The following is a 1,396-nucleotide window of genomic DNA, read 5'->3' as shown; positions in this document are numbered from 1 at the left end:
TGAGGTTGACCCGGTTCGACGGATAGATTTGCAGTTGAGTTGGATAGATTTGCAGTTGAGTTTAGTGCGGTGTGGCACCTCCCGATAAGATCAAATCGCGGGTTGTCCACGGCCGGGCGGCGGGTCGCCTGTCACGACCACGACGCTGCCTGGCGGTGGACAACCCGCGCGGCGATAAGCTTTGACCTTGCGCATGCAGGTTTTCGAACTCGAGCGGCGAACAGTAGCCGATGCTGCTGTGCAGGCGGCGTATATTGTACCAGCTCTCCAGAAACGAGAACAGACGCCGCCTTGCCTGTTCGTGGGTCGCGAAGTGTTCGCGACAGAGCAGTTCGGCTTCGAGCGTGCCGAAGAACGACTCGCACATCGCGTTGTCGTAAGCGTCGCCGGCGGTCCCCATCGACGGTTGTACGCCGGCTTCTCGGCAGCGCCGCCCGAAGGCAATGGAGGTGTATTGACAGCCTTGATCAGAATGTAGAATCACACCGTCATGGCGTCGTTGCTGCAACGCCATGTCCAGCGCGCGTAACATCAGTTCGGTGTACAGATGGTTGGACATCGCCCAGCCGATGATGCGACGGCTGAACACATCCAGCACGACTGCCAGATAGAGGAATCCTTCACCGGTGGGTACATAGGTCGCATCTGCGACCCACAGCACGTTTGTCGCGTCGGCACTGAAGTGCCGGCGCACCAGATCAGGCGCACGCCGGGCGCCTGCGCGTGGCCGTGTGGTGCGCGGCAAGCGCCGCCGGCTTGCCCCGCACAGACCCGCCATACGCATGAGGCGCGCCACCCGCTTGCGCCCCACGTGTACGCCTTCGCGCGCGAGTTGCGCATGGATACGCGGTGCCCCATACGTGCCGCGCGAGCTTGCATGGAGCGTGCGGATATGCGCGAGCAGTTGCGCATCGCTACGCGTTCGCATCGCGGGCTCACGCACCAGCCACGTGTAATAGCCGCTCGTCGAGACGCCGAGCAGCCGTGCCATCATCGCGATGGGCCAGCGGGCCCGGTTCGCTTTCATGAATCCGTACCGCCCTTCGGTGGAATGGATCCCGTCTCCCTCGCGAACCAGGCTGCCGCCTGAGAGAGGATGTCGCGCTCCATCTTCAGTTGCCGGACTTCGCGACGCAACCGTGTGAGCTCCTGCCGTTCGGCTGTGGTCAGACCGTCATGCCGCACACCTGTGTCGCAATCAGCCTGCGCCACCCAGTTGTAGATGGTCTGTGCAGTCGGCTCGAACTCCTTTTCCAGTTCCTCCGGCCTGCGTCCGGCCTTCACCAGCCCGACCATTTGTGCCCGAAATTCCGCCGGGTACGGGGTACGATGCTTGCCCATAATCGGCACCTCCTTCTCCAAAGGATAGATGTCCGTTTTTCTGGGTCAACTTCAG

The 1,396-nt window shown here is 62.1% G+C and carries 1 pseudogene; it reads right to left on the bottom strand.

The annotated features are described in order from the left end of the window. Positions 1-193: 193 nt before the first annotated feature. Positions 194-1,341 (bottom strand): annotated as a pseudogene (locus F6X40_RS41425) (IS3 family transposase); the annotation flags it as partial. Positions 1,342-1,396 lie beyond the last annotated feature (55 nt).

The organism is Paraburkholderia sp. UCT31 (genome assembly GCF_014397655.1).
Lineage (GTDB): Bacteria > Pseudomonadota > Gammaproteobacteria > Burkholderiales > Burkholderiaceae > Paraburkholderia > Paraburkholderia tuberum.
The sequence above is the reverse complement of the archived record's forward strand: the minus strand, read 5'-3'. Positions and strand labels throughout refer to the sequence as shown.